This is a genomic window from Pantoea sp. Ap-967 (assembly GCF_011752565.1).
Classification (GTDB): domain Bacteria; phylum Pseudomonadota; class Gammaproteobacteria; order Pseudomonadales; family Pseudomonadaceae; genus Aquipseudomonas.
Genome location: NZ_VWXK01000008.1, coordinates 21767 through 45949, shown reverse-complemented (window position 1 = coordinate 45949; position 24183 = coordinate 21767). Strand labels below are relative to the sequence as shown.

The 24183-nt window shown below is 63.3% G+C and carries 25 protein-coding genes and 1 other RNA gene; 7 read left to right on the top strand and 19 right to left on the bottom strand.

The window, feature by feature from the left end:
• Positions 1-4: 4 nt before the first annotated feature.
• The 9 genes from mraY to rsmI form a co-directional block, all read right to left on the bottom strand.
• Positions 5-1087: a phospho-N-acetylmuramoyl-pentapeptide-transferase gene (mraY, locus tag F3J45_RS10675; RefSeq protein WP_167061410.1), complete on the bottom strand. Its 1083-nt coding sequence runs from the start codon at positions 1085-1087 to the stop codon at positions 5-7.
• Positions 1087-2454, bottom strand: coding sequence for a UDP-N-acetylmuramoyl-tripeptide--D-alanyl-D-alanine ligase (murF, locus tag F3J45_RS10670; RefSeq protein WP_167061407.1), 1368 nt, complete (start codon positions 2452-2454; stop codon positions 1087-1089). The genes mraY and murF overlap by 1 nt, the downstream gene beginning before the upstream one ends.
• Positions 2447-3928 (bottom strand): UDP-N-acetylmuramoyl-L-alanyl-D-glutamate--2,6-diaminopimelate ligase, encoded by a 1482-nt coding sequence (locus F3J45_RS10665; RefSeq protein WP_205300474.1) that lies wholly within the window; start codon positions 3926-3928, stop codon positions 2447-2449. The genes murF and F3J45_RS10665 overlap by 8 nt, the downstream gene beginning before the upstream one ends.
• A 5-nt stretch (positions 3929-3933) precedes the next feature.
• A complete protein-coding gene (locus F3J45_RS10660) occupies positions 3934-5670 on the bottom strand; it encodes a penicillin-binding protein 2 (RefSeq protein ID WP_167061401.1) in 1737 nt (578 codons plus the stop codon).
• On the bottom strand, positions 5667-5960 hold the full coding sequence (gene ftsL / locus F3J45_RS10655; RefSeq protein WP_054899260.1) for a cell division protein FtsL: 294 nt from the start codon (positions 5958-5960) through the stop codon (positions 5667-5669). The genes F3J45_RS10660 and ftsL overlap by 4 nt, the downstream gene beginning before the upstream one ends.
• Positions 5957-6904 carry a 16S rRNA (cytosine(1402)-N(4))-methyltransferase RsmH gene (gene rsmH, locus F3J45_RS10650; RefSeq protein WP_167061397.1) on the bottom strand — a complete coding sequence of 316 codons (948 nt, stop codon included), beginning with the start codon at positions 6902-6904 and terminating at the stop codon, positions 5957-5959. The genes ftsL and rsmH overlap by 4 nt, the downstream gene beginning before the upstream one ends.
• On the bottom strand, positions 6901-7356 hold the full coding sequence (mraZ, locus tag F3J45_RS10645; RefSeq protein ID WP_011535546.1) for a division/cell wall cluster transcriptional repressor MraZ: 456 nt from the start codon (positions 7354-7356) through the stop codon (positions 6901-6903). Before mraZ ends, rsmH begins: the two co-directional genes overlap by 4 nt.
• A gap of 309 nt (positions 7357-7665) precedes the next feature.
• Positions 7666-8040: RNase P RNA component class A (gene rnpB / locus F3J45_RS10640), an RNA gene on the bottom strand.
• Positions 8041-8107: 67 nt separating this feature from the next.
• The gene (gene rsmI, locus F3J45_RS10635) at positions 8108-8974 is read right to left on the bottom strand and encodes a 16S rRNA (cytidine(1402)-2'-O)-methyltransferase (RefSeq protein WP_370526367.1); all 867 of its coding nucleotides are present in this window, start codon (positions 8972-8974) and stop codon (positions 8108-8110) included.
• Between the two features lie 197 nt (positions 8975-9171).
• Between rsmI and F3J45_RS10630 the strand changes: the two genes are divergently transcribed.
• The 4 genes from F3J45_RS10630 to F3J45_RS10615 all read left to right on the top strand — a co-directional run bounded on the left by F3J45_RS10630 (position 9172) and on the right by F3J45_RS10615 (position 12615).
• Complete coding sequence (locus tag F3J45_RS10630; protein WP_167061392.1) at positions 9172-10989, top strand: penicillin-binding protein activator; 1818 nt, start codon at positions 9172-9174, stop codon at positions 10987-10989.
• On the top strand, positions 10989-11360 hold the full coding sequence (locus F3J45_RS10625) for a YraN family protein (protein WP_167061390.1): 372 nt from the start codon (positions 10989-10991) through the stop codon (positions 11358-11360). Before F3J45_RS10630 ends, F3J45_RS10625 begins: the two co-directional genes overlap by 1 nt.
• A gap of 86 nt (positions 11361-11446) precedes the next feature.
• Entirely contained in the window at positions 11447-12040 is a 594-nt protein-coding gene (locus tag F3J45_RS10620) for a phosphoheptose isomerase (RefSeq protein WP_008097558.1), read from the top strand.
• Positions 12037-12615 (top strand): BON domain-containing protein, encoded by a 579-nt coding sequence (locus tag F3J45_RS10615; RefSeq protein WP_167061387.1) that lies wholly within the window; start codon positions 12037-12039, stop codon positions 12613-12615. The genes F3J45_RS10620 and F3J45_RS10615 overlap by 4 nt, the downstream gene beginning before the upstream one ends.
• A 101-nt stretch (positions 12616-12716) precedes the next feature.
• On the opposite strand, the gene F3J45_RS10610 is transcribed toward F3J45_RS10615, so the two are convergent.
• From F3J45_RS10610 to rplM, 7 genes are all read right to left on the bottom strand, one after another.
• Positions 12717-13148, bottom strand: coding sequence for a ClpXP protease specificity-enhancing factor (locus F3J45_RS10610; RefSeq protein WP_167061384.1), 432 nt, complete (start codon positions 13146-13148; stop codon positions 12717-12719).
• 10 nt (positions 13149-13158) lie between these two features.
• Positions 13159-13782, bottom strand: a complete 624-nt coding sequence (locus tag F3J45_RS10605; RefSeq protein WP_167061381.1) for a glutathione S-transferase N-terminal domain-containing protein — start codon at positions 13780-13782, stop codon at positions 13159-13161.
• Positions 13783-13897: 115 nt separating this feature from the next.
• On the bottom strand, positions 13898-14677 hold the full coding sequence (locus F3J45_RS10600) for a cytochrome c1 (protein WP_167061379.1): 780 nt from the start codon (positions 14675-14677) through the stop codon (positions 13898-13900).
• Positions 14677-15891 carry a cytochrome bc complex cytochrome b subunit gene (locus F3J45_RS10595; RefSeq protein WP_205299716.1) on the bottom strand — a complete coding sequence of 405 codons (1215 nt, stop codon included), beginning with the start codon at positions 15889-15891 and terminating at the stop codon, positions 14677-14679. The genes F3J45_RS10600 and F3J45_RS10595 overlap by 1 nt, the downstream gene beginning before the upstream one ends.
• Positions 15888-16481: a ubiquinol-cytochrome c reductase iron-sulfur subunit gene (petA, locus tag F3J45_RS10590; RefSeq protein ID WP_167061373.1), complete on the bottom strand. Its 594-nt coding sequence runs from the start codon at positions 16479-16481 to the stop codon at positions 15888-15890. Before petA ends, F3J45_RS10595 begins: the two co-directional genes overlap by 4 nt.
• 263 nt (positions 16482-16744) lie before the next feature.
• Entirely contained in the window at positions 16745-17137 is a 393-nt protein-coding gene (rpsI, locus tag F3J45_RS10585; RefSeq protein ID WP_003260797.1) for a 30S ribosomal protein S9, read from the bottom strand.
• 14 nt (positions 17138-17151) lie between these two features.
• On the bottom strand, positions 17152-17580 hold the full coding sequence (gene rplM, locus F3J45_RS10580) for a 50S ribosomal protein L13 (RefSeq protein WP_003251819.1): 429 nt from the start codon (positions 17578-17580) through the stop codon (positions 17152-17154).
• A 257-nt stretch (positions 17581-17837) separates the two neighbouring features.
• Between rplM and F3J45_RS10575 the strand changes: the two genes are divergently transcribed.
• On the top strand, positions 17838-18878 hold the full coding sequence (locus F3J45_RS10575) for an NADP(H)-dependent aldo-keto reductase (protein ID WP_167061370.1): 1041 nt from the start codon (positions 17838-17840) through the stop codon (positions 18876-18878).
• 181 nt (positions 18879-19059) lie between these two features.
• Positions 19060-20055: a GlxA family transcriptional regulator gene (locus F3J45_RS10570; protein ID WP_167061955.1), complete on the top strand. Its 996-nt coding sequence runs from the start codon at positions 19060-19062 to the stop codon at positions 20053-20055.
• A gap of 42 nt (positions 20056-20097) precedes the next feature.
• Here F3J45_RS10570 and zapE read toward each other — a convergent pair whose 3' ends face one another.
• The 3 genes from zapE to F3J45_RS10555 all read right to left on the bottom strand — a co-directional run bounded on the left by zapE (position 20098) and on the right by F3J45_RS10555 (position 23491).
• A complete protein-coding gene (gene zapE / locus F3J45_RS10565) occupies positions 20098-21192 on the bottom strand; it encodes a cell division protein ZapE (protein WP_167061367.1) in 1095 nt (364 codons plus the stop codon).
• Positions 21193-21480: 288 nt separating this feature from the next.
• Positions 21481-22830, bottom strand: coding sequence for a tryptophan--tRNA ligase (locus F3J45_RS10560; RefSeq protein WP_167061365.1), 1350 nt, complete (start codon positions 22828-22830; stop codon positions 21481-21483).
• Positions 22831-22855: 25 nt separating this feature from the next.
• Positions 22856-23491 (bottom strand): alpha/beta hydrolase, encoded by a 636-nt coding sequence (locus F3J45_RS10555; protein ID WP_167061362.1) that lies wholly within the window; start codon positions 23489-23491, stop codon positions 22856-22858.
• Between the two features lie 135 nt (positions 23492-23626).
• Between F3J45_RS10555 and F3J45_RS10550 the strand changes: the two genes are divergently transcribed.
• The gene (locus F3J45_RS10550) at positions 23627-24064 is read left to right on the top strand and encodes a ZapG family protein (protein WP_167061359.1); all 438 of its coding nucleotides are present in this window, start codon (positions 23627-23629) and stop codon (positions 24062-24064) included.
• The last annotated feature ends 119 nt before the right edge of the window (positions 24065-24183 follow it).

The following is a 24183-nucleotide window of genomic DNA, read 5'->3' as shown; positions in this document are numbered from 1 at the left end:
TCATCTACCTCAGTTTCAGGGTTGCCAGGCCGATCAGCACCAGAATCACGGTGATGATCCAGAAGCGGACGATCACGCGCGGCTCGGGCCAGCCCTTGAGTTCAAAGTGGTGGTGAATCGGCGCCATGCGGAACACGCGCTTGCCGGTGAGCTTGAACGAGGCCACCTGGATCACCACCGACAGGGTTTCCATCACGAAGATGCCACCCATGATGAACAGCACGATTTCCTGGCGCACGATCACCGCGATGGTGCCCAGCGCTGCGCCCAGTGCCAGGGCACCGACGTCGCCCATGAACACCTGGGCCGGGTAAGTGTTGAACCACAGGAAGCCCAGGCCTGCGCCGATCAGCGCGCCACAGAACACGATCAGCTCGCCGGAACCGGGTACGTACGGAATCAGCAGGTAGTCGGCGAACTTCACGTTGCCCGACAGGTAGCAGAAAATGCCCAGGGCACCGCCGACCATCACCGTGGGCATGATCGCCAGGCCGTCGAGGCCATCGGTGAGGTTGACCGCGTTGCTGGAGCCGACGATGACGAAGTAGGTCAGCACCACGAAACCGATGCCCAGCGGAATGGTAACGTCCTTGAGGAACGGCACGATCAGCGTGGTTTCGACGCTGGTGGGCGCACTCATGTACAGGAACACCGCAGCACCCAGGCCGAACACCGATTGCCAGAAGTACTTCCAGCGGCTCGGCAGGCCACGGGAATTCTTCTCGATCACCTTGCGGTAGTCGTCGACCCAGCCGATGGCCCCGAACAGCAGGGTCACGATCAGCACGGTCCATACATAGCGGTTGGACAGGTCGGCCCACAGCAGGGTGCTGATGCCGATGGCGGACAGGATCAAGGCACCGCCCATGGTCGGGGTGCCGGACTTGGACAGGTGCGATTGCGGGCCGTCGTTACGAACGGCCTGACCGATCTGGCGGATCTGCAGGGTACGGATCATCCACGGGCCCAGCCACAGCGCCAGCGACAACGCGGTCAGTACGCCAAGAATCCCGCGCAGGGACAGGTACTGGAAGACCGCGAAGCCCTTGTGGAACTGTTGCAGATACTCAGCCAACAGCAGCAGCATTAATGTTTCTCCCCGCTGGCACCGCACAGAGCGGCCACGACGTTTTCCATCGCAGCACTGCGCGAGCCTTTGATCAAAATGGTGGTATCACTGGCTGTCTCGGCACGAACGGCGTCGATCAGCTCAGCTTGGGTGGCGAAATGACGGCCATCGGCGCCGAACGCCGATACCGCATGAATCATGTTGGAACCCACTGCATACAGGGCATCGACCTTGCCGCGCGCGTACTCGCCCACCTGACGGTGACCTTCTTCCGCCCACTGGCCCAGTTCGCCGATATCCCCCAGCACCAGAACGGTGCGCCCGGAAAAGCCGCGGAGTATATCAATGGCCGCGCACATCGAGGTGGGATTTGCATTGTAACTGTCATCAATCACGCGCACGCCGTTCGCGGCGATTTGCGCCACAGTGCGGCCCTTGACCGGTTGCACGGCATTGAGCCCGGCAGCGATGCCGTTGAGGCTCAGACCAACGGCATGGGCGGCGGCGGCGGCGGCCAGGGCGTTGCTGACGTTGTGCTCGCCGAGAACGTTGAGCTGTACGGCCACCGACTCACCAGCGCCATGCAGGGTGAACGACGGGCAGCCGCGGGCATCACGGTCGATGTGGCTGGCGTGGAAGTCGGCGCGGGCGTCGCTGCGGGCGAAGCTGACCACCGTGTGCGCACCGGCGCGGGCCTGCCAGGTGGCGAATGCCTTGTCGTCCAGGTTGAGGATGGCGATACCGCCCTCGCCCAGGCCTTCGAGGATTTCGCCCTTGGCCTCGACAATCTTCTCCGGGCCGCCGAACTCACCCACGTGGGCGGTGCCAGCGTTGTTGATAATGACCACCTGCGGCCGGGTGAGGCCGACGGTGTAGCGGATTTCGCCGATGCGCGAGGCGCCCAGCTCGATCACCGCGGCGCTGTGCTCCGGGGCGATTTCCAGCAGGGTCAGCGGCGCGCCGAGGTCGTTGTTGAGGTTGCCGCGAGTAGCGTGCACCAGGCCACGGGTACGCAGGATACTGGCCAGCATCTCCTTGACCGTGGTCTTGCCGCTGGAGCCGGTGATGGCCACCACGGGCTTGTCGAAGCCGGCGCGGTTCAGGGCGCCCAGCTGGCCAAGGGCGATGCGGCAGTCGGCAACCAGCAACTGCGGCAGGTCGACCCCTGCGACCTCGCGTTCAACCAGGGCAGCGACGGCGCCCTTGGCCTGCACGTCGGCAAGGTAGTCGTGGCCATCGAAGCGCGGGCCGGCCAGGGCAACGAACAGCTGCCCGGCGCCGACCGTGCGGCTGTCGATACTGACGCCGGTGAAGCTTGCGTCGGCACCGACCAGGCGCGCGTTCAGTGCCTCGGTCAGCTGGCTGAGTATCATGGGCTTAAGCATGTGGAGCCTCCCAGGCTGCAAGTGCCTTGTCGGCTTCGATCAGGTCGGAAAAGGCATGGCGCTCGCCATGAATTTCCTGGTAATCCTCATGCCCCTTGCCGGCCAGCACGATCACGTCGTTGGCAGCAGCAGTGGCGATCAGGTGGGCGATGGCCTCGCCACGGCCGGCGACGAACTCGACGTCGGCGGGCTTGGCGAAACCAGGGCGAATGTCGTCGAAGATACGCAGCGGGTCTTCGCTGCGCGGGTTGTCGTCGGTGACCAGCACGCGGTCGGCCAGGCGCTCGGCCACTTCGGCCATCAGCGGACGCTTGCCGCGGTCGCGGTCACCGCCACAGCCAAACAGGCACAGCAGCCGGCCATGGGCGTGCGGGCGCAGGGCTTCGAGCACTTTCTCCAGGGCATCCGGGGTGTGGGCGTAGTCGACCACCACCAGCGGCTTGTCACCGCCGCCCAGGCGCTGCATGCGCCCCACGGGGCCCTGCAGTTTCGGCGTGACCTTGAGAATTTCGTCCAGCGGGTAGTCCAGCGCCAGCAAGGTGGCCACGGCAGCCAGCATGTTGCTCAGGTTGAAGCGCCCAAGCAGCTGGCTGCGCAGGGTACGCTCACCCTGGGCGGTGACGAGGATGGCGCGCACGCCATCGTCATCGAAGTGGGCTTCACGGCAGAACAGCGAAGCGTCCGGGTTTTCCAGGCTATAGCTGAGCAGCCGAGTTTCGATATGGTCGGCAACCGGGCGGCGGGCAAAATCCTCGGCCAGGCGACGACCGAACCCATCGTCCAGGTTGACCACCTGGCAGCGCAGGCTCGGCCAGGCGAACAGCTTGGCCTTGGCGGCCTCGTAGGCCTCCATGCTGCCGTGGTAGTCCAGGTGGTCGCGCGACAGGTTGGTCATCACCGCGATGTCGAATTCCAGCGCGGCCACCCGGCCCTGCTCCAGGGCATGGGAAGACACTTCCATGGCCACGGCCTTGGCGCCGCCCTTCTTCAGGTCGTTCAGGGTGGACTGCACGGCGATGGGGTCGGGCGTGGTCAGGCGGCCGCTCTGCAGCTCACCATAGAAGCCCGTGCCAAGGGTGCCGATCAGGCCGCAACGCAGGCCCAGCGCATCGAGCGCCTGGGCCACCAGCTGGGTCACGCTGGTTTTGCCGTTGGTGCCGGTGACACCGACCAGGTGCAGCTGGCGGCTCGGCTCGCCATAGAAGCGGCCAGCGATCTGCGACAGCTGGCCAATCAGGCCTTTCACCGGAATCAGCGGCACGTCGGTCAGCGGCAGCACGTTGGCGCCGTGCTCTTCGTAGGCCACGGCGGCGGCACCACGGGCCAGGGCATCGGCGATGTGCTCGCGGCCATCGACCTTGGCGCCGGGCACGGCCAGGAACAGGTCGCCCTGACGCACCTGACGGCTGTCCAGGGTCAGTTCGCGGATCAGTGGATCCTGGCTGGCGTTGGCGAACAGTTTGCTCAATGGCATCGTCATCATCCACGCCCTCCCTTGGCGGGTACTGCACTGGCCTGCTGCGGGTCGGTTGGTGGCGGCAGGTTATCTGGCGGCACGTTCATCAGGCGCAGGGTGCCGGACATGACCTTGCTGAATACCGGTGCCGAAACCAGGCCACCGAAGTAGCCGCCCTTGCCCGGTTCGTCGATCACCACGACGATGGCGTAGCGTGGGTCGCTCATCGGGCCGAAGCCGGCGAACAGCGAACGGTAGGCGTTTTCGGTGTAGCCCTTGGAGCCGACGGTGGCCTTGCGCGCAGTACCGGACTTGCCGGCCACGTGATAGAACGGCACCTGGGCACGGAACACACCGCGCGGTGCTTCGATCACCTGCTGCAGCATGCCCTGGATGGTTTCGGCGGTTTCCTTCGGAATGGCCTGTACCGCTTCTGGCGCCTTGTCGACCTTGAGGATCGACAGCGGCACCATCTTGCCGTCGTTGGCCAGCGCCGCGTAGGCATGCACCAGCTGCAAGGCGGTCACCGACACGCCATAGCCGTAGGACAGGGTGGCGGTTTCGGCCTTGCGCCACTCGCGGTGGTTGGGCAGGTTGCCAACGCGCTCGCCGGGGAAGCCAAGGCCGGTGTACTGGCCCAGGCCAACCTGGGACATCACCCGGTAGATGGCCTCGCCGCCGATATCGAAGGCGATCTTGCTCATGCCCACGTTACTGGAGTTGATCAGGATGCCGGTCAGGTCGAGGATCGGCCCCTCGCTCTTGGACACGTCCTTGATGGTGTAGCGGCCGATCTGCAGGCTGCCCGGGTACACCTCGACCTTGTCGGTCGGCTTCCAGCGGCCACTCTGCAGCGCCGCGCTCATGGAGATCGGCTTGACCGTGGAGCCTGGCTCGAACACGTCGATGATCGCCCGGTTGCGCATGGCCGCCGGGAACATGCTGCGGCGGTTGTTGGGGTTGTAGGTCGGCTGGTTGACCATGGCCAGCACTTCGCCGGTTTTCACGTCCATGATCACCAGGCTGCCGGCCTTGGCGTCCTGCTCGGCAATGGCGTTGCGCAGCTCGCGGGTGGCCAGGTATTGCAGGCGCAGGTCGATCGACAACGCCAAGGTCTTGCCGGCCTTGGCGTTCTTGGTGACCTGGATGTCCTTGATCAGCCGGCCACGCCGGTCCTTGATCACTTGCCGCTTGCCGGGCACCCCGGCGAGCCATTCGTCATAGGCCAGCTCCACGCCTTCACGGCCGTGGTCGTCGAGGTCGGTGAAGCCGACCATGTGCGCGGTCACGTCACCGGCTGGGTAGAAGCGGCGGAACTCCTCCAGGCCGTACACACCCGGCACCTTGAGGTCGAGCACGTGCTGGCCCTGCTCCGGGGTCAGGCCGCGGACCAGGTAGATGAATTCCTTGTTGGCCTGCTGGGTCAGGCGCTCGGTCAGCTGCTGGGCGTTCTGGCCCAGGGCTGCGGCCAGCTGTGGCCAGCGGTCCTTGGCGGCCTGCATTTCCTTGGGGTTGGCCCACAGGGTGGTGACCGGGGTACTCACGGCCAGCGGCTCGCCGTTGCGGTCGGTAATCAACCCGCGGTGTGCCGGAATCGGGATATGCCGCAGGCTACGGGCGTCGCCCTGGCCCTTGAGGAAGTCGCGGTCGACCACCTGCAGGTCGATGATGCGCCAGCAGATGGCACCGACCATCAGTGCCAGCAGGCCGATCACCACCCGGAAGCGCCAGGGATAGAGTGCGCCTTCGAGCTTCATCATGGCGCCACCATCCGCACTTCGTCAGCGGCAGGCACGCGCATCTTCAGCTGCTCGGAAGCCAGGTTCTCGATGCGGCTGGAGGCGGTCCAGGTGCTTTGTTCGAGGATCAACCGGCCCCATTCGGCCTGGGCCTTGTCACGCTCGTTCAATTCACCGTACAGGGTATTGAGCAGTTGGCGGTTCCAGTGCGCGCTGTAGGACACCGCGATGGCCGAAACCAGCACGCCAACGAACAGCAAAAGCATGAGGAAGCTCCCGCCAGGCAGGGGCTTGGCAAAGAGCCGGCTCACCGAAGCTTCTCCGCCACCCGCATCACGGCGCTGCGCGACCGCGGGTTGGCCTTGAGTTCGGCGTCGGAGGCGAACTGGGCCTTGCCGATGAGCTTGACCTTCGGCTCGAACGCCTTGTGCTGCACTGGCAGGTTGCGCGGCAGGTTATCGGCCTCGCCCTTGACCAGCTTGCGCATGAACAGCTTGACGATGCGGTCTTCCAGCGAGTGGAAGCTGATGACCGCCAGGCGGCCGCCGACTTCCAGGGCATCGAGCGCCGCTTCAAGGCCGGCCTCAAGGTCGCCCAGCTCGTTGTTGACGTGGATACGCAGGCCCTGGAAGGCGCGGGTTGCCGGGTTCTTGCCCTTTTCCCAGGCTGGGTTGGCAACCTTGAGCACTTCGGCAAGGTCGGCAGTACGGGTGAACGGCTGCTGCTCGCGGCGCTCGACCACGGCACGTGCCATGCGCCCGGCAAAGCGCTCCTCGCCGTACTCCTTGAACACACGGGCAATTTCTTCGACGGGCGCGGTGGCAATGAACTCGGCAGCGCTGATGCCCTGGTCGGGGTTCATGCGCATGTCCAGCGGGCCGTCGTTGAGGAAGCTGAAGCCGCGCTCGGGGTCGTCCAGTTGCGGCGAAGACACGCCCAGGTCAAGCAGGATGCCGCTGACCTTGCCATGCAGGCCGCGCTCGGCCACTTCCGCGCCCAGCTCGGCAAAGCTGCGCTGCACAATGACAAAGCGGCCGTCTTCGGCCGCCAGCGCTTGCCCTGTGGCAATCGCCTGAGGATCTTTGTCGAAGCCCAGCAGCCGCCCCTGGGGGCCGAGCTTGCTGAGAATAAGGCGGCTATGGCCGCCACGTCCGAAGGTGCCGTCCAGATAGCAACCGTCGGCGCGCAGGGCCAATGCCTCGACAGCTTCGTCGAGCAGGACGGTGATGTGGTTGAAGCCGCTATCTATGGTCACAGGATCAGGTCACGCAAATCGTCGGGCATGGCGCCCGGTTGTTGGATAGCTGCAAGGTCGGCTGCCGAAACCGCGTTCCAGGCATCCTCGTCCCACAGCTGGAATTTGTTCAATTGCCCCACCAGCATCGCCTTCTTGTCCAGCTTGGCGTACTCACGCAGGCGGGGCGGCACCAGGAAACGCCCACTGCCATCGAGCTCCAGGTCAACCGCGTTACCGATCAGCAGGCGCTGAAGGCGGCGGTTTTCCTCACGCAACGACGGCAAGGCACGCAACTTGGCTTCAATCTGTTCCCACTCATCGAGGGGATAAACACACAAGCAGGGGTCTACGGCGTCAATGGTCACGATCAGCTGACCATTGCAACGCGAATCGAGCTCGTCACGGTACCGGCTCGGCATGGCGAGACGGCCCTTGGCGTCGAGGCTGACGGCGTTGGCTCCGCGAAACACGGTAGCGATCCCCCACAATGTTAGCTTTTTTGTCGCAGAAAACCCACTTCGTCCCACTTTCTGCCACTTGCGCACACTATAGGAATCCGCCCGCTGCACCGTCAAGGCACGTTCATAAGGAAAACCCTTACGTGACCGCGATTTAGCGCAACAAAGGAATGCGGAAGGAGTACCTGACGGGAAAAAACATGAGAAAAATCAAACCGCCTCAAACGGATGCCGTTCGAAGTTAAAGTGATTTATTAAGAGTAAGATTTTTTTGGTATTACCAAGAGGCATCTGCTATCGATTCAAGCAGGAGGGGAAGAAGTGGAGAGTCGATCTGTAAGCCGGGTTTTGTCGAGGACAGTCATTCCTCTACGACGGCCATCACTGGACGCCTCTAGCAACCTACCCGGTTCCGACGCGGGCCACGCCTGATGGAACCCTATTTGGTCTTGCTCCGAGTGGGGTTTACCTAGCCACGAACTGTTGCCAGCCGTGCGGTGCGCTCTTACCGCACCTTTTCACCCTTACCGGCACCGAAGTGCTTAGGCGGTTATTTTCTGTGGCACTTTCCGTAGGCTCGCGCCTCCCAGGTGTTACCTGGCACTCTGCCCTATGGAGCCCGGACTTTCCTCCCCCTGCTGTTTCGCAACAAAAAGTTGCGGAACAAACGCAGGCAGCGACTGTCCGATCGACTCTCCGCCGACAAGGTTAACGGCACGCGCGCGCAAGAACAAGCGATACCGCAAACTATATCAATTGGCCACTACTGGGATTTCTGTTTTTCCAGGGCCGCCTGATACAAAAGATTCTTGCGCACACCGGTAATTTCCGCCGCCAGGGCAGCCGCGCGCTTGAGCGGCAACTCGGCCAGCAACAGGTCGAGCACTCGCTGCGCCTCGGCGCTGATCGCATCCTCGCCTTCCGGCGCGCTCCAGCCCCCTACCAGTACCACGCACTCACCGCGCTGCTGGTTGCTGTCACCAGCCACGAAGGCGCGCAGTTCACCCAGCGGCAGGCCCTTGAGCGTCTCGAAGGTTTTCGTCAGCTCGCGGGCCAGCAGCGCCGGGCGCTCGGCGCCGAACACCAGCTCCATGTCTTCCAGGCATTCGAGGATGCGGTGCGGGGCCTCATAGAAAATCAGCGTGCGCGGCTCTTCCTTTACCTGCTCCAGACGCGCCCGACGGCCGGCAGCCTTGGCCGGCAGGAAGCCTTCGAAGATGAAACGGTCCGAGGGCAGGCCCGCTGCCGACAGTGCGGCGATCAGCGCACAGGCACCCGGCACCGGCACCACGCTGACGCCGGCGGCACGCGCCTGGCGCACCAGGTGGTAGCCGGGGTCGGAGATCAGCGGCGTGCCGGCATCGGACACCAGCGCCACGTCTTCACCGGCCAGCAGCTTGGTGATGAAGCGGCCACCCTCGTCGCGCTCGTTATGCTCATGGCAGGCGGTCAGCGGCGTATCGATGCCGAAGTGCTGCAGCAGGCGGATCGAGTGCCGGGTGTCCTCGGCCGCGATCAGGGCGACATTGGCCAGCACCTTCAGCGCCCTGGCGCTCATGTCGTCGAGGTTGCCGATGGGGGTCGCGACCACATAAAGCGTCCCCACGGTGGATTTCGAAGCCCCTGCCACATCAGTCACTGCACGCACCTGTCTTTCGGATCAAAGGCGCCATTGTAGCCCGAGCACCGGTAACAGGGCGCAAAGAACTTCATCGGCAGCCCCCGGCCGGGCACCTATAGTGAAGGTTCGACCATCAGCAACATCGCGCCCGGGCTGCCGCTTGGGTACAATCGTCGGCCAACTTGATCGAGTAACAGGACCTTTACATGATCGCTTGCCTGCGGCTGCTCACAGCCCTCTGCCTCGCTGCCCTGCTGGCAGCTTGCGCCAGCTCGCCCTCATCCAGCCTGGGCGAACTGCCACGCACCCCGGACGCCAGCATCGAGCAACTGCTCGAGAAGGCCGCCTCCAGCAAGTCCGCGGAAGATGCCGCGCTGCTGCGCCTGAGCGCTGCCGACCTGGCCTACAAGCAGAAGGACTTCCCACGCGCCGCACGCATCCTTGAACAGGTGCCGATGGACACGCTCAAGCCGGCCCAGCAGATCTTCGCCGCCACCCTGGGCGCTGAGCTTGCGATGAGCCGCAACCAGCCCAAGGCGGCCCTGGCGGCCCTGGCCAACCCCAACCTGGCTCATGTCGGCGAACTGCCGGCCGAGCAGCAGGTGCGTACCTACAGCGTGCACGCTGCCGCCTTCGAGGCCGATGGTCAGGCCCTGCCGGCAGCCCAGCAGCGCGTGCTGCTGGCCCCGCTGCTCAGCGGCCAGGCGGCCAGCGCCAACAATGACGCGATCTGGGCCCTGGTCGCTTCGTTGCCGGCCGAGCAACTGCAGCAACCGGCCAACGACCAGACCCTGGCCGGCTGGACCAGCCTGGCCCTGGCGGTGAAAAGCGCCGGCACCCTTGAGCAGCAGCAGGCTGCCATCGACGCCTGGCGCAAACAGCACCCCGACCACCCGGCCGCGCAGCAACTGCCGCAAGCCCTGACCAAGCTCAAGGAGCTGGCCAGCCAGCCGCTGACCAAGATCGCCCTGCTGCTACCCCAGGAAGGCCCGCTGGCCAACGTTGCCCGCGCCCTGCGCGACGGCTTCATGGCCGCCCACTTCCAGGCCCAGCAAGGTGGCCAGCCAGCACCGGCGGTGCAGGTGTATGACAGCTCGCGCATCGGCTCGCTGGACGCCTTCTACCGCCAGGCCCAGGCCGATGGCGTGCAACTGGTGGTCGGCCCGCTGGAAAAACCCCTGGTCAAGCAACTGGCCGGCAACGCCCAGTTGCCCATCACCACCCTTGCGCTGAACTACGCCGACGCCGGGCAGAAAGCCCCGCCGCAACTGTTCCAGTTCGGCCTCGCCGCCGAGGACGAAGCCCGCGAAGTGGCCCGCCGCGCCCGCGCCGACGGCATGGTCCGCGCCGTGGCCCTGGTTCCGAGCGGTGAGTGGGGCGACCGCGTGCTGGCCGCCTTCCGCCAGGACTGGGAAGGCAACGGCGGCACCATCATTGCCGCCGAGCGCATCGCCCAGCCAGTGGCCCTGGCCCAGCAGATCGCCAACCTGTTCCAGCTGCGCCAGAGCGAAGGCCGTGCGCAAAGCCTGCAAAGCACCGTGGGCGGCAACATCGCCGCGCAGCCGTCGCGCCGCCAGGACATCGACTTCATCTTCCTCGCCTCCACCCCGCAGCAGGCGCAGCAGATCAAGCCAACCCTGAACTTCCAGTACGCCGGTGACGTGCCGGTATACGCCACCTCGAACCTGTACAGCGCCAGCGGTGACGTGAACCAGTACAACGACATGAACGGCATCCGCTTCTGCGAAACGCCCTGGCTGCTCGACACCAGCAACAGCCTGCGCCAGCAGGTGGTGCAACAATGGCCACAGGCCGCCGGCAGCCTCGGCCGCCTGTACGCCATGGGCGTCGACGCCTACAGCCTGGCGCCGCGCCTGGGCCAGCTGAAGGCCCTGCCGGACAACCGCGTGCAAGGCCTGTCGGGTAGCCTGAGCATCAACGCCAGCCAGCGCGTCGAGCGTCAGCTGCCGTGGGCCCAGTTCGAAGGCGGCCAGGTCAAGCGCCTGCCGGACACCGCCCACTGATGCCCGAGGCATCGCCAACCCGCGCCGGCCAGGCTGCAGAAAGCCAAGCCCTCGACTACCTTCAGGGGCACGGTTTGCAGCTGCTGGCGCGCAATTGGCGATGCAAAGGCGGCGAGCTTGATCTGGTCATGCTCGATGCCGATACAGTAGTATTCGTCGAAGTCCGCTACCGGCTGCACGCGGGCTTCGGCGGCGCCCTCGGCAGTATCGACGGGCGCAAACAGAAACGGCTGGTGCTTGCCGCCACCCTGTTCCTGCAGAAAGAGGCCCGCTGGGCCAGTTACCCCTGCCGCTTCGACGTTGTCGCCCTGCAGGGAAGCCAGCACGCAGGCCGACCGCTTCAATGGCTGAAAAACGCCTTCGAATGCTGAACCCATTCCGATTTTTTTGCTCTATGTATCGCGGGCTGGTCGTTGTTGCGCGTAGCGCCGGCCACCGCCCCACTTAAGGTCACCAGATGGACATGCAATCCCGAATTCGCCGGCTGTTCCAGGCCAGCATCGACACCAAGCAGCAGGCAATGGACATCCTGGCACCGCACATCGAGCAGGCCAGCCTGGTCATGGTCAATGCACTGCTCAACGAGGGCAAGATGCTCGCCTGCGGCAACGGCGGCTCGGCCGGCGATGCGCAGCACTTTTCCTCCGAGCTGCTCAACCGCTTCGAGCGCGAGCGCCCGAGCCTGCCGGCGATCGCCCTGACCACCGACAGCTCGACGCTGACCTCGATTGCCAACGACTACAGCTACAACGAAATCTTCTCCAAGCAGATTCGCGCCCTGGGCCAGCCCGGCGACGTGCTGCTGGCGATTTCCACCAGCGGCAACTCGGCCAACGTGATTCAAGCGATCCAGGCCGCACATGATCGTGAAATGATTGTCGTAGCATTGACTGGTCGCGACGGCGGCGGCATGGCGTCGCTGCTGCTGCCCGAGGACGTGGAGATCCGCGTGCCGTCGACGGTCACCGCTCGTATCCAGGAAGTCCACCTGCTGGCGATCCACTGCCTGTGCGATCTGATCGACAGCCAACTGTTCGGGAGTGAAGAATGACCCCCATCCGCCTCGGCCTGATGGCCCTGACCCTGTGCCTGAGCGTCACCGGTTGCAGCTCGGTGCTGACCTCGACTCGCAATTCGCCGATCGAGGACGATCGCGGCACGCGCACCATTGGCAGCAAGATCGACGACTCGCTGATCGAAACCAAGGCTTCGGTGAACATCGCCAAGGCCAGCCCCGACCTGGACCAGGGTTCGCACATCGTCGTCAGCAGCTACAACGGCATTGTCCTGCTCGCCGGGCAAACCCCGCGCGCCGACCTCAAGAGCCTGGCCGAACAAACCGCTGGCCAGGTACAGCGGGTGAAGAAGGTGCATAACGAGCTGCAGGTGATGCAGCCCTCCTCCATCCTCGCACGCAACAACGACGCCTGGCTGACCACCAAGATCAAGACCCAGATGCTCACCGACAATGCCGTGCCCAGCTCGCGCATCAAGGTGATTACCGAGAACGGCATCGTTTACCTGTTGGGCCTGGTGACCCAGCAGGAGGCTAACTCTGCTACTGCCGTGGTTCAGGGCGTTTCCGGGGTGCAGAAGATCGTTAAGCTGTTCGAGTATATCGACTAGCCTGGGCTGGCCTCATCGCGAGCTGCGCTCGCTCCTACGAGGCGCGCATCGCGTGGGGAGCGGCGCACAAAAAAGGCGATCCAGTTGGATCGCCTTTTTCGTTACTTGACCACCTTCAGGCTCGGCCGCCCGCTTGGGCGTGGCGGCTGGCCACCGCCTTCCGGCGGGCCATCGTCATCGGGCTCGACCGCTTCGTCTTCAAGCTCCTCGTCCTCCATCAACGGCGGCTCCAGCTCAAAGACCATGCCCTGGCCATTCTCACGGGCATAGATGCCCAGAATGGCGCCGGCCGGCACGAACAGCGAATGGGCAACGCCACTGAAGCGCCCCTCGAAGCTGACCGCGTCGTTGTCCATGTGCAGGTTGCGCACGGCGCTTGGCGAAATATTCAGAACGATTTGGCCATCACTGGCAAAACCTTGTGGCACCTGGACAGCCGGGTATTCGGCATTGACCAGCATATGGGGCGTGCAATCGTTGTCGACGATCCACTCGTACAGTGCTCGAACCAGATAGGGGCGACTGGAGTTCATCAACGGCTCCTTAAAGCTTGCGCATTTCACGTTCAACGGAGGACAGGCTCGCCAGGAAAGGCTCGCGGGCGAACTGCCGCTCCATGTAATCCAGCAGCGGCTTGGCTTGCCGCGGCAATTCGATACCCAGTACCGGCAAACGCCATAGTATGGGCAGTAGACAACAGTCGACCAGGCTTTGCTCCTCGCTCATGAAGCAAGCGAACTCGCCAAACAGCGGCGAAACACCGGTCAGGCTCTCGCGCAGCGCCTTGCGCGCCTCGGCGCGGGCGGCATCCTTGCTGCGCGGGTCGAGAATGGTATCGGCCAGCGCGCACCAGTCACGCTGGATACGGTGCATCAACAGGCGGCTGTTGCCACGGGCCACCGGGTACACCGGCATCAGCGGCGGATGCGGGTAACGCTCCTCGAGGTATTCCATCACCACGGTCGATTCATACAACGCCAGGTCACGGTCGACCAGGGTCGGCACACTGCCATACGGGTTCACTTCGGCCAGCTTGGCCGGCAAACGCGCAGGGTCGACGTCGATGACCTGCACGCTGACCCCCTTCTCGGCGAGCACGAGGCGTACCCGATGAGAATAATGGTCAGCAGGGTCGGAATAGCAGGCTAACCGGTTGGTTGCGCCCATGTAGCGCCTCCTCGCAGGGATGCTTGTAAAACTCTAAATGAAAACGCGCCCGGGGCGCCCCGGCCAACATGGCCGGGCGCCCCGGGCGCGTTCAACTACCAGAACTACTGCGTGATCAGTGCACGTCCTTCCAGTATTCGCGCTTGAGCAAATAGGCGAACACGAAGAAGAAAGCCAGGTACAGCAACACGTAGGTACCGATGCGCTGGCTTTCCAGTTTGACCGGGTTGGCCGAATAGGCCAGGAAGGTCACCAGGTTCTTGACCTTCTCGTCGAACTGCTCAGTGGTCAGGGTACCGGAATTCGGCGTAATGGTCAGCTGGTCGCAGGCCTCATGGGTCAACGGGCTGCCCGTCAACGGGTCGAATTGCTTCTTGCCATCGACCACCATCTGCACCTGCTTGCAGCCAACCACCTGGTTACCCTGCAGGCCGACCAGCACGTTGGGCATGCCGACGTTCGGGAATACCCGGTTGTTGACCCCGTACGGGCGCGACGGGTCTTCGTAGAAGCTGCGCAGGTAGGTGTACAGCCAGTCGGTGCCACGCACCCGGGCAACCAGGGTCAGGTCAGGCGGAGCGGCGCCGAACCAGGTCTTGGCGTCATTGGGCTGCATGCCGATCTGCATGTGGTCGCCGATCTTGGCACCGGTGAACACCAGCTTCTCAAGCATCAGCTCGTGGGGGATGCCCAAGTCATCGGCCACCCGCTCGTAACGCTGGAACTTGGCGCTGTGGCACCCCATGCAATAGTTGGCGAAGGTGCGCGCACCGTCCTGCATGGCGGCCTTGTCGGTGAGGTCGATATCGACCTTGTCCAGCTCCAGACCATGCTCGGCAGCGAAGGAAAAGGCAGGCATCACTGCCAGCAAAAATACTGCAATCAACTTTTTCATCAGCCAGTCACCCTATCCGGAACCGGTTTGGTCTTCTCAAGCCTTGTGTAGAACGGCATCAGCAGGAAGTAGGCGAAATACAGCACCGTGCACACCTGCGACACCAAGGTGCGCTCAGGGGTGGGGGCCAGCACGCCGAGAATGCCGAGGATCACGAAGGCAATGCAGAACACCAGCAGGAAGACCTTGCTGATCCAGCCCTTGTAGCGCATGGAGCGCACTGGGCTGCGGTCGAGCCAGGGCAGCACGAACAGCACGGCGATTGCCGCGCCCATGGCGATGACGCCGAACAGCTTGTCAGGCACCGCACGCAGAATCGCGTAGAACGGCGTGAAGTACCACACAGGGGCGATATGCTCCGGCGTCTTGAAGGCGTTGGCCTGTTCGAAGTTGGGTTTTTCCAGGAAGTAACCGCCCATTTCCGGGAAGAAGAACACCACGGCGCAGAACACGAAGAGGAATACCACCACCCCGACAATGTCCTTCACGGTGTAGTAAGGGTGGAACGGAATACCGTCGAGCGGGATGCCGTTCTCGTCCTTGTGCTTCTTGATTTCCACGCCATCGGGGTTGTTTGAACCCACTTCGTGCAGGGCCAGGATGTGCAGCACCACCAGGCCAAGGATTACGATGGGCAAGGCCACCACGTGCAGGGCGAAGAAGCGGTTCAGGGTGATACCGGAAATCAGGTAGTCACCACGGATCCACTGGGTCAGGTCGCCGCCGATCACCGGAATGGCGCCGAACAGCGAGATGATTACCTGGGCGCCCCAGTACGACATCTGGCCCCAGGGCAGCAGGTAGCCCATGAAGGCCTCGGCCATCAGCGCCAGGTAGATCAGCATGCCGAACAGCCATACCAGCTCACGGGGCTTCTGGTACGAACCGTAGAGCAGGCCACGGAACATGTGCAGGTAGACCACGATGAAGAACGCCGAAGCACCGGTGGAATGCAGGTAGCGCAGAATCCAGCCGTACTCCACATCACGCATGATGTATTCGACCGAGGCGAACGCCTCTTCGGCCGATGGGGTGAAACTCATGGTCAGCCACACGCCAGTGACAATCTGGTTGACCAGCACCAGCAGGGCCAGCGAGCCGAAGAAATACAGGAAGTTGAAGTTCTTGGGCGCGTAGTACTTGCTGAGGTGGTCTTCCCACATTTTGGTGGCGGGGAAGCGCGCGTCGATCCAGTCCATGAACTTGCTCATCATGCTTTCTCCTGGTCGACGCCGATGACAATGAGGTCGTCCGTCTCGTAAGAGTGTGGCGGCACTGGCAGATTGAGCGGCGCCGGCTGGGATTTGTAGACGCGCCCGGCGAGGTCGTAGTGGGAGCCGTGGCAGGGGCAGAAATAGCCACCGACCCACTTGGGCCCCAGGTCAGCGGGCGCAACTTCCGGGCGGAAGGTCGGCGAGCAGCCCAGGTGCGTGCACAGGCCGACGAGAATGAGAATTTCCGGTTTGATCGAGCGAACCTCGGGGTCGACATAGGCCGGCTGCACCGAGTTTTTCGATTGCGGGTCGGACAGGTCGCCCTCGATCTTCTTTAGATTGCCGAGGATCTCCTGCGTTCGCCGCACGATGAACACCGGCTGGCCACGCCATTCGGCGACCATTTGCTGCCCAGGCTCCACCTTGGCGATGTTCACCTTCACCGGTGCACCGGCAGCCTTTGCCTTGGCACTGGGAAACCATGACCCCACGAACGGTACCGCAGCCCCCACTGCCCCCGCCGCCCCGACCACGGATGTCGCGGCTACGAGGAAGCGGCGCCGGCCTGCGTTGACGCCGTCATTGCTCATTCAGTCCTCTCCCATCAGCTTGCTTGGCCAGTTGTATCTGGCCTGTACTTAGGTTGTGTCTGTGGCGTTAAAAATTGGCCGCCATGGTAAGAAACAAATCCACACAGTGACAAGGTGATTAGCCCCTCCAAGGGCCACAACCCGCGCTTTGCTTGATCTGCGTCTATGTGCCATGCCGCCACGGACATGCTGACAGGTTAGTTCAAGCCATAAAAAAAGCCCGGTTCCAAGGAACCGGGCTTTTTTCGACTGCCGAAGCGGTATTAACGCTTGGAGTACTGAGGACGCTTACGCGCTTTACGCAGACCCACTTTCTTACGCTCGACTTCACGAGCGTCGCGGGTGACGTAGCCAGCACGACGCAGAGCGCCACGCAGGGTTTCGTCGTATTCCATCAGAGCGCGGGTGATACCGTGACGGATCGCACCGGCCTGACCGCTGACACCGCCACCGGAAACGGTGACGTAGATGTCGAACTTCTCAACGGTTTCGGTCAGCTCGAGCGGCTGGCGAACAACCATGCGAGCGGTTTCGCGACCGAAGAACACGTCCAGAGAACGGTTGTTGATGGAAATGTTACCAGTACCCGGACGCAGGAAAACGCGAGCGGTTGCGGTCTTGCGACGGCCAGTGCCGTAATTTTGAGTCGCCGACATAATGAACTTTCCCGTTAGATCTTCAGTTCTTGAGGCTGCTGAGCAGTGTGTGGGTGAGCAGCACCCGCGTACACTTTCAGCTTACGGTACATGTCGCGACCCAGCGGGTTCTTAGGCAGCATGCCTTTGACCGCGGTTTCGATAACACGCTCAGGGGCCTTGGCGATCAACTTCTCGAAGTTGATTTCCTTGATGCCGCCTGGGAAACCGGAGTGGGAGTAGTACATTTTGTCGGAAGACTTGGCGCCAGTTACACGAACCTGCTCGGCGTTGATGACGACGATGTAGTCGCCGGTGTCAACGTGAGGGGTGTATTCTGGTTTGTGCTTGCCACGCAGACGGGTAGCGATTTCGGTAGCCAGACGACCCAGGGTCTGGCCAGCGGCGTCGACTACGAACCACTCGCGCTTTACTGTTTCCGGTTTAGCAGTAAAAGTTTTCATTCTCTAAAGCCTCAGAGGCCGCCCAGCGAAAAATAGACGGCGAATCTTACTGGATAGTGCACAGCTTGCCAAGGGCAAACGCGCAGCCGAACGCTGACGCTTTTGGGGGCTCGGGTCGGGCACGCCAATGTTCGACGGGGTTCTTCCTGAGTGGTGGTGCATCACTTCCGCCACACGGAGAGGTGCCGAATTATCCAGATTGCGCGAAAAATTTCAACCTGCTTTTATGGGCGTCTTTGCCAAGGAGTGTCTTTTCGATGGAATACCGCAAGCTCGGCCGTACCGATCTCGACGTCAGCGCCCTGTGCCTGGGCACCATGACCTGGGGTGAGCAGAACACCCAGGACGAAGCCTTCGCGCAGATTGCCCTGGCCAAGGCCCGCGGCGTCAACTTCATCGACACCGCCGAAATGTACCCCGTGCCACCGCGCCCGGAAACCTACGCAGCCACCGAGCGCATCATCGGCAACTGGTTCCGCGCCAACGGTGACCGCGACGACTGGGTACTGGCCAGCAAGGTGGCCGGCCCCGGCAACGGCATCAGCCACATCCGCGACGGCCAGCTACGGCACAACCGCCAGCACATCGTGGCGGCGCTGGACGAAAGCCTCAAGCGCCTGCAGACCGACCGTATCGACCTGTACCAGTTGCACTGGCCAGAGCGCAGCACCAACTTCTTCGGCAAACTGGGCTACCAGCACCAGGCCAGCGACCTGTTCACGCCGCTGGAAGAAACCCTTGAGGTGCTTGACGAGCAGGTTCGCGCCGGCAAGATCCGCCATGTGGGGCTGTCCAATGAAACGCCGTGGGGCACCATGAAGTTCCTGCAACTGGCCGAGGCCCGTGGCTGGCCGCGTGCGGTGTCGATCCAGAACCCCTACAACCTGCTCAACCGCAGCTTCGAGGTGGGCCTGGCGGAAGTGGCGATTCGCGAGCAGTGCGGCCTGCTGGCCTATTCCCCGCTGGCGTTCGGCATGCTTTCGGGCAAGTACGAGAACGGCGCCCGCCCGGAGAAAGGCCGCCTGACCCTGTTCAGCCGCTTCGCCCGCTATTCCAACCCACAGACCGTGGCCGCCTGTAGCCGGTATGTGCAGCTGGCGCGGGAACACGGCCTGGACCCGGCGCAGATGGCCCTGGCCTTTGTCACACGCCAGCCGTTCGTGACCAGCAACATCATTGGCGCCACCGATACTGCGCAGCTGCAGAGCAACCTCGACAGCTTGCAGCTGAACCTCAGCGACGAGCTGCTGGCGGCCATCGAGGCGCTGCACCAGGAGCAGCCGAACCCGGCGCCTTGAGCTAGGTGCGGCGTCGCCGGCTTCGCGGGGCAAGCCCGCTCCTACAGGGATCTCACTGCCTGTGGGAGCGGGCTTGCCGGCGAACAATGCGACCCGGTGCTGCGGGGTAGACACAATCGCCAAAAAATAAGACGATCCAGCCGGTGATTGACCACTCTACCCTATAAGAACAATGACAATGATGTTTACCCAACCCTCCGCGTCGCTGCGGCGCGTCAGCATCCTGGCCATTGACAAGGTCTTTGCTTCGACCTTGATGCAGGCCAAGGACTTCTTCCACCTCGCCAGCCTGCGTTACAGCAAGCAACTGGGCCTTGGCTTGCAGCCAATGTTCGAGATCCGCCTGGTTAGCCCCGACGGCAAGCCGGTGGACAGCTTCAGCAATGTGCAGCTGCCGGTCGAGGGCGCCCTCGACGATGCCGACATCATCATCCTCCCGGCCTTCTGGGACGATTTCGACAACCTCCAGCAACGCTACCCCCAGGTGCTGCCCTGGCTGCGCGCCCAGCATGCCCGTGGCGCGGTGCTGTGCGCCGAGGCCAGCGGGGTGTTCTGGCTGGCCGAATCAGGCCTGCTCGACGGCAAGGAAGCGACCACCTACTGGCGCTTCTTCGACAGCTTCGCCGAGCGCTTCCCGAAGGTGCGCCTGAACCAGGACAAGCACCTGACCGACGCCGACAACCTGTACTGCGCCGGCGGCACCACCTCGGCCTGCGACCTGTACATCTACCTGATCGAGCGTTTCTGCGGGGCCAACGTGGCCCGCGCCGTGGCCCGCGACATCCTCTACGAAGTGCAGCGCAACTACACCCCGGGGCGCATGGGCTTCGGCGGCCAGAAGCTGCACCAGGACCTGATCATCCTGCAGATCCAACACTGGCTGGAGGAGCACTTCGCCGACAAGTTCCGCTTCGAGGACGTGGCCCGCAACCACGGCATGAGCATCCGCAACTTCATGCGCAGGTTCCAGGGCGCGACCGGCGACAAGCCGTTGCACTATCTGCAGCGGCTACGTATCGAGACGGCCAAGGGGCTGCTGTCGAGCACGCGCAAGAGCATCAAGACCATCAGCTACGAGGTGGGCTATGACGATGCCAGTTTCTTTGCCCGGTTGTTCCGCCAGCACACGGAATTGTCGCCGAACCAGTATCGGCAGCAGTTCATGCAGGAGGCCTGAGGGCCCACACAGCGAAAGGGCCGCAAAGCGGCCCTGAAATCCCTACGGCTTGTGCGCCCGCGACAGGAATTCGTGGGACTGCATTTCCAGCAACCGGCTCAGGGTGCGCTGGAACTCGAAGCTCAGGCGCCCGCCGGTGTACAGGTCCTTGAGCTCCACCTCAGCCGAGATGATCAGCTTGACGTTGCGGTCGTAGAACTCGTCCACCATGTTGATGAAGCGGCGGGCGATGTCGTCGGTGGCAACGCCCATCTGCTCGACGTTGCTCAGCAGCACGGCGTGGAAAATCTTGCCCAGCTCGATGTAGTCGTTCTGGCTGCGCGGCCCATCGCACAGGGCGCGGAAGTCGAACCAGGCGACGTCGTCGCAGGTGCGCAGGGCCTGGATCGGCCGGTTCTCGATCATCAGCGTGTCGTTCTCGACCGCCTGGGTGCATTCGGGCGTCAGCGCCTTGAAGCTGGCGCGCATGCTCTGGTGCGCGGCATCGTTGAGCGGGTGGTGGAACAGTTCGGCCTGTTCCAGGTGGCGCAGGCGGTAGTCCACACCACTGTCGACGTTCACCACGTCGGTGTACTGCTTGATCATGGCGATGGCCGGCAGGAAGCGTGCGCGCTGCAGGCCGTCCTTGTACAGGCCGTCGGGAACGATGTTGGAGGTAGCCACCAGCGACACACCGTTCTTGAACAGCTCTTCCATCAGGGTGCCGAGGATCATGGCATCGGTGATGTCGGAAACGAAGAATTCGTCGAAGCAGATCACCTTGGCTTCTTCGCTGAAGCGCTTGGCGATGATGGTCAACGGGTTCTTCTCGCCCTTGAGGGTTTTCATCTCCTCGTGCACACGCTTCATGAAGCGGTGGAAGTGCGTGCGCATCTTCTGCTTGAACGGCAGCGCCTCGTAGAAGGTATCGACCAGGTAGGTCTTGCCTCGCCCTACTCCACCCCAGAAGTACAGGCCCTTGACCGGCGTCTGCTCCTTCTTGCCGAACAGCTTGCCGAACACGCCCGGCTTGTTGTTCTGCGCGTGCACGAGGTCGTCGTACAGGCGCTGCAAGTGACGCACCGCCGTTTCCTGCGCCGCGTCATGGAAGAAGTCGGGACGTTTCAGATCTGCTTGATATCGTTCTAGGGGCGTCATGATTTCGTTAGCGAGGCAACAAAAAACGGGCCGTCACTGTAGCGACAGGCCCGCTTAATGGCAATGCGACTTGCGTCAATATGCCTCATTCAAGGCCGTTTTGCGCTGTATGGCGCCGGCTTTGCCAGCGCACACGCTGCACCTGTAGGAGCGAGCGCAGCTCGCGATGGGCTGCAAAGCAGCCCCGCTGTTATGGGCCGCAATGCTGAAACCCAAGGGCCGCTGCGCGCCCCATCGCGAGCTACGCTCGCTCCTACCGGGGTGGTGCCGGCCTGGAGATTTTGGCCTTCAGTCCTGCTGGGGTGCCAGGGCTTCGCGCAGGCTCTGGATGGCCGAATCACGGGCTTCGGCGCTGTCGAACTGCGGGCCTTCGGCCACTTGCTCGTCGTTCAGCCACAGGCTGAAGCCCAGGCCTTCGACGCGCACATCGGCGTCTACGCCCTGCTGCAGCTGCTTGCTTACAGCGCCGGCGCTTTTGCCATCGGCAAAGCTGCGCGACAGCAGCAACTGCTCGCCATCGGCGGCCAGCAGGCGGAAGCGGAAGCTGCCGTCCTCGTCGCGGAAGCTGACGAAACGCGCGCTCTTGGCGGCTTTTTTCTTCACTTCGGTGGTGGCCTGCACGCTGCTGCGGAACGAACGCAGGCCAACGGCCTCGCGCAGCTGCTCAAGGAACGGGGTGGCAATCTTGCGGGCCTTGGCGGCGCCGGCCAGAAGAATGTCTTCCAGGTCGGCCGGGCGCGAGATCAGTTGGTGATAGTGCTCGCGTTTTTCCGCCAGCTGGCCGTCCAGCAGCTGGAACAGGCGCTGCTTGGCTTCACCCCAGCCCAGGCCCTGCAGCAGCTCTTCGCGGAACTCGGCGCATTGCGCCGGCGTCGAGAAGGCCTGGAACAGGGTGAACAGGTGGGCGTTGTCCGGGTCTTTGGCTTCGCCGGGTGCGCGCGAGTCGGTGACGATGCGCGAAATGGCGTCTTTCATGTCCTTGGCGCTGGTGAACAGCGGAATGGTGTTGTCGTAGCTCTTGGACATCTTGCGCCCGTCCAGGCCCGGCAGGGTCGCCACGCTTTCCTCGATCACCGCCTCCGGCAGGGCGAAGAAGTCGTTGCCTTGGCCGAACAGGTGGTTGAAACGCTGGCCGATGTCCCGCGCCATTTCCACGTGCTGGATCTGGTCACGGCCAACCGGCACCTTGTTGGCGTTGAACATCAGGATGTCGGCAGCCATCAGCACCGGGTAGCTGTACAGACCCATGGTCACGCCGGCATCCGGGTCTTCACCGGTTTCCAGGTTCTTGTCCACCGAGGCCTTGTAGGCGTGCGCGCGGTTGAGCAGGCCCTTGGCCGCCACGCAGGTCAGCAGCCAGGTCAGCTCAGGAATCTCAGGGATGTCGGACTGGCGGTAGAAGGTCACCTTCGCCGGGTCCAGGCCGCCAGCCAGCCAGGTGGCGGCGATTTCCAGGCGCGAACGCTGGATGCGCAGCGGGTCGTCGCACTTGATCAGGGCGTGGTAGTCGGCCAGGAAGTAGAACGAGTCGGCACCGGGCTGCTGGCTGGCGACGATCGCCGGGCGAATGGCGCCGGCGTAGTTGCCCAGGTGCGGGGTGCCGGTGGTGGTGATACCGGTGAGGATGCGCGTGGTCATGGGTGTTCGCTTATTCAGGCTTGGCTCAGTTCGAAAGGCGCGGCAGCAGCAGATCCTTCAGATCGGTCAGCTTGCCATGGAAGAAGTGTCCGCATTCTGCCACTTTCAGCAGCTCATGGGGGCGGCCCAGTGTTTCAGACCATTGGTAAACCAGCTGTGGGTCGACGACTTCGTCGGCGTCGGGCTGCACCACGGTGATCGGGCATTGCTGCGGCAACGGGAATTCGGCGCCAAGGCGCATCACCGCTGGGGCGATCATGAACAGCTGCTGCAACTGCGCGCCTTGCGCTTCCAGGCGCCCGGCCAGGCTGGTCGCGACGAAGCCGCCGAACGAGAAGCCCATCAGCACCAGCGGCAACTGCGGGTGCTTGTCGCGCAGCCAGGCCGCGGCAGCCTCGGCATCGGCCACCTCGCCGGCGCCCATGTCATGGCTGCCGGCGCTGGCGCCGACGCCGCGGTAGTTGAAGCGCAAGGTCACGTAGCCGGCATCGCGGGCGGTGCGCTGCAGGGTCGAAACCACCTTGTTGAGCATGGTGCCGCCCTGGACCGGGTTGGGGTGGCAGATCAGCACCGCACCGCGGGCATCGGCCACGTCCAGGTACAAGGCTTCCAGCTGGCCCATCGGGCCGTCGATGAACAAGGGGGTTTCGCGGACAAGCAAGGCACTACTCCGTGACCTCGAAGGGGGTCGATTCGTCTAGGTGAGGAATTCTGTTCTGATTTGCGATCGCTCGCGGTATACAGCGCAGGTCTGAGCCGTTAACGTAAAGCAAAGCCGTTTATAGAGGAAGGACTCGTGGAACTCTCGCTCCTTGTTTGGTTGTTGCCAACCCTGGCCCTGGTCATCGGTGTGGCGGTCGGTTTCATCGTGGCCCGCCTGTTGCCCAACGCGGCGCCCAGCAGCACCCAGCGTCAGCTGGATGACATCCAGCAGCGCTTCGACAACTACCAGAACCAGGTGGTTACCCACTTCAACAGCACCGCGGTACTGGTCAAGAAGCTGACCCAGAGCTACCAGGACGTGCAGGACCACCTGGCCGACGGCGCCAACCACCTGGCGCTCGACGACCTGACCCGCCAGCGCCTGCTGGCCGCGCTGCATTCCGAAGGCACCCAGGGCCCGCGTGATCGCCTGACCCCGCCGAAGGACACCGCCGAAGTACCCCGTGACTACGCGCCAAAAGCGCCGAACTCGCCGGGCATGCTCGACGAGAGCTACGGGCTCAAGCGCTGATTCGCTGAAATGAACAAGGCCTCGAAAGAGGCCTTTTTCTTGCGCACGATCCTCGCCCCTTGTAGGAGCGGGCTTGCCCCGCAAACACCGGCGCAGCCGGTGCCAGCCACCGCGTCGCC